We start from the raw sequence: 7,061 nt of genomic DNA, 5'->3' as shown, positions 1-7,061 counted from the left end.
AACCTGATACAGTTCATGTGTCAGCGGCCCGAAGGTGGTCATGGAGGACGTTTATCTCGATCCAACCATATTTGTCTCCAGACTTGGTGATGATTTTCGCGGAGTGATGTTGCTTCGATATAGGCATGTTTACGGCGTGTCTCAAAGCCTGCGAAAGATGATCGAAGGCCATACCTGGTGCCAGCCGGGTCTCGAAGAAGGTGGCGGGTTCGCCAAAATTAGTGGATGTGATGTCTTTCATTCGTCATTGGGGTGATGTGGAGGTCGGTTAGCACCGCCTCACGATTCTGAGGTCGTGCCTTCCATTCGGCCTATCAGTTGCAAATGGTGATCAACAGACAGCCGGTCGATGGTGGCAATCGGAAGACTGAGGAAGGCCATAATCCGGTTCTTCATGAAGCGGGCAGCTGTGCTGAACGCCCGTTCCTTCTCGATATCGGTTCCCTGGACGACAGATGGATCTTCAATGCCCCAATGCGCGGTTACCGGTTGTCCGGGCCAGACCGGGCAGGACTCCTCGGCTGCGTCATCACAGACAGTGAAGACGAAATCCATTTCAGGCGCGCCGGGCACCGCATACTCGTCCCATGACTTCGAACGAAATCCGTCGGTCGGATAGTCGAGTGCGGCAAGGACCTTCAGAGCGAGGGGATTGACGGTTCCCTTTGGCTGGCTTCCCGCAGAGAAGGCATTGAATTGTCCGGCACCCTCCTTTCGAAGGATACCTTCGCCAATTATTGAACGGGCGGTGTTGCCGGTGCATAAAAACAAGACATTGTAGATGCGGTCGGGCATCGAACAGCCTCAACGATTACTATGCGCCAGAAATAGTAGCCTCAAACCGAGCACGGAAGGTGCTTCGCCGCAAATGCCTGGCTAGATTACAATCAGCCAAAGCATTGCGCACGCGCCTGCAAACACGACGACAAAATAGAACCAGTCAACCCAGGTCATTTTTGGCATCACGGTCGCATGCCCAATTGGCAGGTCTCCGAGCCTCCTGTGAGAGCATTCTACTCCTTCACAGGTAAAAGTCATGGAAAAGCCCCGCCACCTTTTGGCGATGAGGACCCGGGTTGATCATGGGAGCTGGACCGCGTCTGCTGGCCTGAAGAAATCACCGGGCCGCCATGCATCTATGCCCCTTCAGACCAAGCCCAACGAGGTCACGCAATCGTGACCCTAGCACCCTTCCGTTGGCTCTACATTTGTTAGAGCCAACTTAAATGGGAGTGCGAGATGACCGGACCTGCCATCACCCAGGCGATGATCGACGCCTATGACGAATACACCCATCTGACGCTCGACCGGCGCACCTTCATGGACAAGCTGACCAGGCTTACCGGCTCCGGTGTAGCAGCGGCAGCCATTGCGCCGCTCCTCTCTGCAAACCAGGCGCGGGCGGCTGTAATTGCCGAGGATGATGCGCGCCTCAAAGGTGAAGACATCACTTACCCAGGAGGAACCGGCGAGATGAAAGGCTATCTTGTCCATCCCGCCGATCAGTCGGGCAAGTTGCCTGCCGTCATCGTCATTCACGAAAACAGGGGCCTCAACCCGCATATTCGCGACGTCGCGCGGCGCATAGCGCTCGAAGGCTTTGTGGCGTTGGCACCCGACTATCTATCGCCGCTTGGCGGCACGCCGCCCGACGAAGAAAAGGCGCGCGAACTGTTTGGTCAGATGGAACCGGAGCAAACGGTGGCAAACGGCGTTGCGACGGTGGCCTTCCTCAAGACGTACGAGTTGTCGAACGGCAATGTCGGCGCCGTCGGTTTTTGCTGGGGCGGTGGCACGGTCAATGTGCTCGCTGTCAATGCGCCGGACCTCAAGGCCGGTGTCGCTTATTATGGCTCGCAGCCGAAGGACCAGGCAGCGATTGCCAAGATCAAGTCGGCACTCTTGCTTCATTATGCTGGCATGGACGAGCGCATCAATGCCGGCATCGACGCCTACAAGGCAGCACTGGAAAAGGCCGGCAAGGATTTTCAGATCTACGTCTATGACGGCGCGCAGCACGCCTTCAACAACGAGACTTCTGAAGCTCGATACAACAAGGCGGCGGCGGAGCTTGCCTGGGGCCGCACGATCACGTTCTTTAAGGAGAAGCTCACCTAGCTTTTGTTCCGGTGCTTGAGGGGGCGAGGCGCGCTCCAGCTATGCAATGGGATTGCGAGACGTTCCGTGTCCTCGCGGTGTGCGCTCCGGCGGTTTTGATTTGACCTTTGTTGAAAGGCACCTAGGCTTCGCCGTGGATCGATTAACGGAGGAACGCGATGGCAATCCTGTCGAAACCTGTCCGCCTGGCCGTTGCACTGGCCGCTACAACTATTTTCTCGCTGCCAGCTCTTGCCCATCACGGCTGGTCATGGACCCAGGACGGCTTTTTCGAGCTCAAGGGCATCATTACCGAAATCTACATTGGCAACCCGCATGCCACGCTAGACGTCGATGTCGAAGGTGACATCTGGCGGGTAGAACTTGCTCCGCCGGCCMGCACAATCGCGGCCGGTTTCACTGACGAGGTTGCCAAGAAGGGCGACGAGGTAGCAGCAATCGGAAACCGTTCGCGCGACCAGAACGAAAAGCGCATGAAAGCAGTCCGTATCGTCGTCAACGGCAATACCTACGACGTCTATTCGGACCGTGTGCCGCCGAGCTGAGCAGGATCGACAGGTGGAGTCGCTCCAGGCGATAGAACAGCTTACCTTGGTTAGGCTGCTCAAGGCCTCCTTTATCGCCTACCCCGTCGTCAACGCGGTCCATATCGCTGCAATCGGCACGTTGCTGACCTCGGTCACGCTGATGGATCTCCGCATTCTCGGCGCATTTCCTGCTTTACCCCAGCGTCCCTTCATTTTGGTGCTGAGGCGGTGTGCTTTGATGGCCTTCGCAGCTGCCGTGCTGAGTGGGCTTCTGCTGTTTTCCGTGCGTGCCTCACACTACGCGCAGCTGCCAGCCTTTCTCGGCAAGATGGGACTCATCGCCCTGGCGGGAGCCAATTTTGTTGCCTTCGCCTCTGTCAACAATGGCCGACAAGCACACGGTCCACAGCCGGTGTTGCGCCTGCTCGCGGTGGTTTCTATCCTGCTGTGGTGTGCCGTTTTGTTGTGCGGCCGTTTCATTGGCTTCCAATGAACTTGATGCACCGGCATGTTGCCCATTTTCGAGTGGTCGATACTATTCTATAAGTCAGTCGCTTACATTCACAGCCGAAGCAAACTACGGCATGCGAGCTGAAGGAGTTGCGAGCGGTTTGAATAGACTAGCGTTCGGCTATATCCTGCCGCAGGGAGGCGTTTCGAGTTTCTGGCCGCCCCCTAATACCACATTATAGGCAAGCGACCCGAATGGATCGACGATCTTCTGCGAGCCATGCGCCACGAGCAGTCCACCAGTCACCAAGCGAAGCATCGTCTCACTGGCTGTTTTGGTCCTGGCATAGTCTGGAGCAAGAGCTGGAAAAACAAGTTTGGCTGCAACTGTCACATTCATCTTTCGATCTCCTGATGCCGTTTCTGATTCAATTGACGCCATTTCGAAGCCTTTGGGCTTAGGAGAGAACTATTTTGCGCAAGTGTTGAGGTCCAATCTCAATCCCCACGTCAATTGATGGCTGAAACCAATCAATCCAAGGGCGGCGATGATGGATCGTCCAGGGACGAACGACAGCTTAATATTGGATTTGCCGGCCGGCCGAAGGCGCGATCCAAGGCCCACCCTCATCGAGGCCGGACTCGCTTCCTCGCAGCTCAGCTTTCAGCGGAAAGCTGCCGATGCTATTGTTTTAGTTCATTGCAAGGGGTGAGCAGCCGATGCCCCGTCATGAGCCAGCACCCACGATAAACCCCGTCGCAGCAGCGGTGGGTCTTCCCGACGCGCCCGTTCTGGTCACACGCGTGGCACGAGGAACGGGCATGGCCTTCCTCGAACTCAACTGCCAGCGGCGCAATGCCGGGGTCACCCAGCCCGTACGCGAAGACGCATTCCTGATAGCGCTTCAACTGCGGGGGGCCAACGATTTCGACCTCTACGCAGACGGCCGCGCCGTGGCGCCAAGGGATTTCGACGCAGGTGCTGTCGCGATCTTCGATCTCAGGATGAACCTAACCACAGATCTCAGGGACCCCTTCCACGCCGTCAATTTCTACATCCCGCACAGGGCGCTTCTGGCATTGGGCGAAGACGGCGATGTTCCTCGACACATACAGGAGCTTCGCCATACCGTCGGCAGCACCGTTCGCGACCCAGTTGTCCGTGACCTGCTGCTGGCGATGCGCCCGGCCCTCGCAAGCCCAAGAGCCGCGTCAGGACTGTTCATCGACTATCTGGCGCTGGCACTCTCGATCCACCTAGCCGGGGCCTACGGCAACGTGGCACAGCTGCCGCGGCAATGGGGCGGCGGTCTGGCGCCGTGGCAAGAGCGCCGCGCCAAGGACCTGATCGAGGCCAACCTCGATGGCGACCTCACGCTCGAGATACTCGCGCTGTCATGCAGTCTGTCGAAGCGGCATTTCACCCGCGCCTTCCGGCAGTCGACCGGGATGGCGCCCCACCAATGGCTTCAGCATCGACGGATCGACAGGGCGATGCAGCTGCTCGCGAAAACGGCGATCTCGCTCAGCGACATCGCCTTCGAATGCGGTTTCGCCGACCAGAGTCATTTCACCAGGGCATTTTCGCGCATTGCGGGCGTCACGCCAAGGGCTTGGCGGCGAACGAAGCTTTTCTAGTTTGGCCTGAACCTTCCACGTTTGGCCCAATCGTTCAGGACCGAGGGGCACCGGCCTTCATAACATCTCGATCGTCAACGTTCTGAAAGGAGAACTCAGATGTCGAACGTGTTCACTTTGCTTGCCGCAGCTTCAGCGCTTGCCCTGGGAGTAGGCGTGACAGCCGCCCTGGCCCAATCGGCTGATGTGAAGTCGGTTGTTCTTGTCCACGGTGGTTTCGTCGATGGTTCCGGATGGCAGGGCGTCTACGATATCCTGAAAAAGGACGGCTACGACGTGACGGTCGTCCAGAATCCGACGACGTCACTGGCAGATGACGTTGCTGCCACCAAGCGCGCCATCGCCGCAGCACCGGGCCAGGTGGTGCTGGTCGGCCATTCCTACGGCGGTGTCGTCGTGTCCGAGGCCGGCACCGACCCGAAAGTTGCGGCTGTCGTCTACGTTGCGGCATTTGCACCCGATGCCGGAGAGTCTGTCTCGAGCTTGATTGCGAATCCCGCGCCCGGAGCACCGGTGCCTCCAATTCTGCCCCCGGTCGACGGCTTCCTGTTCCTGGACAAGGGCAAGTTTGCCGCTTCATTCGCCGCCGACGTCAAGCCCGAACTGGCAGCCTTCATGGCAAATTCGCAAGTTCCCTGGGGTGTCGCTGCCCTCGACGGCAAGGTGACGGCCCCCGCCTGGAAGGCAAAGCCGACCTGGTATCTGGTCGCAACTGAGGACAAGATGATTCCGCCCGAAGCGCAGCGCGCCATGTCCAAGCGCGCGGGATCAACGGTCGTCGAAGCGAAGGGCAGCCACGCGATCTATGTCTCCGACCCCAAGGCAGTGGCCAAGCTCGTCGAGAGCGCTGCAAAGGGTGCAAAGAACGCCGCGCATTGACCACATAGTCCCGGCCGGGAGCCGGAAAGCCGCTTGTCCCTGGTGAGCGTGAACTGAGCCCTGATTGGAATTTGGGGCTCAGTTCATGGGCAATGCATCACGCATTCAGTTGCGATAGTCTAATCGTGATTAGTCCAATTTGCGGTGCACCATTTTTGTCGGACGTCAGCACGAGCTAGCCAGACTCGATGAGGAGCTCTCACGGGCACGAGCGTCACTAGKCGTCGTTTCCGGACGTCGACGCGTGAGAAAGCCGCGGCTGCGGGTAGAGGCGGCGCAGAATCGGCGAACGGTATTCTTTCAGGCTGCTCGGGTGACGAGCCAACTCAATCTCGAAGCGTTCAAACACCAGGTTTCGGCTTCGCTCGGGTGTTCCTCGCCGCCCCGGCACCTTGACGATCAGAAGGCCTCTTTCGGTTCCGTACTGCATGAGGTTGCCGACGCGTATCTTGTACGATGTGTCTCTCTGCGCAGTCCTGACATGATGCTTCGACAGATAGAGAACGAGCATCACCCCGAACTTTAGGTTCGTAGTCTGATACGTGAGGGTCTGGTCAACGTGCGACGTGAGGAGGCTATCGAGAGAGCCGTCCTTGAGTTCCCGCTTCACCTCGATGGTCAGACGATGTCGTCCGCTATCGTATCCTATGCCGGCCCTGCCACCCCAGCCACGCCTTTGACCTCGTCCGGAATGATCTAGATCGGCATGTCATGGACCTAGGCGGTCCATGACATGCTCCGACAATCAGCATTCAACCTGAAACAATACGGGTCTGTGATCTGGACCATCCATCACCTGAAAGGCTGGATTGAACTCGGTTGGACCATTCACCGCTGCAAGCTGGATACCGCGGCCAGCAAGGCACCAATCCAGAATTCCACCACTCTTTTGTGTCATGTCCTGCCAGCAAGTCGCGTAGTGCGTTCCGTTTGGCAACGCCAATTCATTGACGCGATGCAGGTCCCAATTCATGTCACCAGTAATTGCCCACCGCTCTGTGCCGTTGGCGAACGAGCTCATAAAGTCTGCCCCTGCCTGGATTTGGTCCTTTGTCAGACCATTCTGACCGGACTTGAAATGTGCGAATCCGAGCGCCACCTTGTCAGCGATGTGGCACAAGAGGAAGTTGCGGTTGAGGCCACGCAATCCATCGAATGACAATGTGAATCCGGTCGCGTTGCGATACAGGATCACGTATGCGTTGCTGCCGCCACCGGGAAGAAAGTCACACGAATATTCGCCGTACACAGCCCTCAGGTGGGCGATGTAGTCTTCAATCCTTCTCGAATGCACCTCACATAGGAATATCAGGTCTGTTCCTCGCCTGCAGCAGTAGTCGATAAATTCTTCCACTTTCTGCTGCTTGAGGAGCTCGGATGATTGTCCGTTTTTCTCGATGTTGAAGCTCGCGATTGTGAAGTAAGTCATCTTGAATACCTCAATCGTTG

The 7,061-nt window shown here is 57.6% G+C and carries 10 protein-coding genes; 6 read left to right on the top strand and 4 right to left on the bottom strand.

The annotated features are described in order from the left end of the window. Window positions 1-40: 40 nt before the first annotated feature. Entirely contained in the window at window positions 41-256 is a 216-nt protein-coding gene (locus tag AC1DWF_RS28605; RefSeq protein WP_476789381.1) for a hypothetical protein, read from the top strand. Between the two features lie 23 nt (window positions 257-279). Here the strand turns inward: AC1DWF_RS28605 and AC1DWF_RS28600 are convergent, their stop codons facing one another. Next, on the bottom strand, window positions 280-795 hold the full coding sequence (locus AC1DWF_RS28600; RefSeq protein WP_476786908.1) for an arsenate reductase ArsC: 516 nt from the start codon (window positions 793-795) through the stop codon (window positions 280-282). A 444-nt stretch (window positions 796-1,239) separates the two neighbouring features. Between AC1DWF_RS28600 and AC1DWF_RS28595 the strand changes: the two genes are divergently transcribed. From AC1DWF_RS28595 to AC1DWF_RS28585, 3 genes are all read left to right on the top strand, one after another. Further along, on the top strand, window positions 1,240-2,118 hold the full coding sequence (locus tag AC1DWF_RS28595; RefSeq protein ID WP_476789380.1) for a dienelactone hydrolase family protein: 879 nt from the start codon (window positions 1,240-1,242) through the stop codon (window positions 2,116-2,118). Between the two features lie 158 nt (window positions 2,119-2,276). Continuing rightward, the gene (locus AC1DWF_RS28590) at window positions 2,277-2,663 is read left to right on the top strand and encodes a DUF6152 family protein (protein WP_476842348.1); all 387 of its coding nucleotides are present in this window, start codon (window positions 2,277-2,279) and stop codon (window positions 2,661-2,663) included. Window positions 2,664-2,676: 13 nt separating this feature from the next. Next, entirely contained in the window at window positions 2,677-3,138 is a 462-nt protein-coding gene (locus AC1DWF_RS28585; RefSeq protein ID WP_476787455.1) for a DUF6644 family protein, read from the top strand. Window positions 3,139-3,276: 138 nt separating this feature from the next. Here the strand turns inward: AC1DWF_RS28585 and AC1DWF_RS28580 are convergent, their stop codons facing one another. Further along, entirely contained in the window at window positions 3,277-3,495 is a 219-nt protein-coding gene (locus tag AC1DWF_RS28580) for a hypothetical protein (RefSeq protein WP_476789378.1), read from the bottom strand. Between the two features lie 320 nt (window positions 3,496-3,815). Here AC1DWF_RS28580 and AC1DWF_RS28575 point away from each other — a divergent pair, with 320 nt between their 5' ends. Together AC1DWF_RS28575 and AC1DWF_RS28570 are read left to right on the top strand one after the other, a co-directional pair. Further along, on the top strand, window positions 3,816-4,733 hold the full coding sequence (locus AC1DWF_RS28575; protein WP_476785671.1) for a helix-turn-helix domain-containing protein: 918 nt from the start codon (window positions 3,816-3,818) through the stop codon (window positions 4,731-4,733). Window positions 4,734-4,832: 99 nt separating this feature from the next. Then, window positions 4,833-5,612 carry an alpha/beta hydrolase gene (locus AC1DWF_RS28570; RefSeq protein ID WP_476785672.1) on the top strand — a complete coding sequence of 260 codons (780 nt, stop codon included), beginning with the start codon at window positions 4,833-4,835 and terminating at the stop codon, window positions 5,610-5,612. A 217-nt stretch (window positions 5,613-5,829) separates the two neighbouring features. Here the strand turns inward: AC1DWF_RS28570 and AC1DWF_RS28565 are convergent, their stop codons facing one another. Together AC1DWF_RS28565 and AC1DWF_RS28560 are read right to left on the bottom strand one after the other, a co-directional pair. Then, the gene (locus AC1DWF_RS28565) at window positions 5,830-6,222 is read right to left on the bottom strand and encodes a hypothetical protein (protein WP_476842347.1); all 393 of its coding nucleotides are present in this window, start codon (window positions 6,220-6,222) and stop codon (window positions 5,830-5,832) included. Window positions 6,223-6,357: 135 nt separating this feature from the next. Then, the coding region (locus tag AC1DWF_RS28560) for an exonuclease/endonuclease/phosphatase family protein (protein WP_476842346.1) at window positions 6,358-7,061 on the bottom strand (704 nt) is incomplete at its 5' end.

It is taken from the genome of Aminobacter sp. P4_D5 (assembly GCF_056401815.1).
Note: the sequence above shows the minus strand (reverse complement) of the source record. Positions and strands in the feature narration are given on the sequence as shown.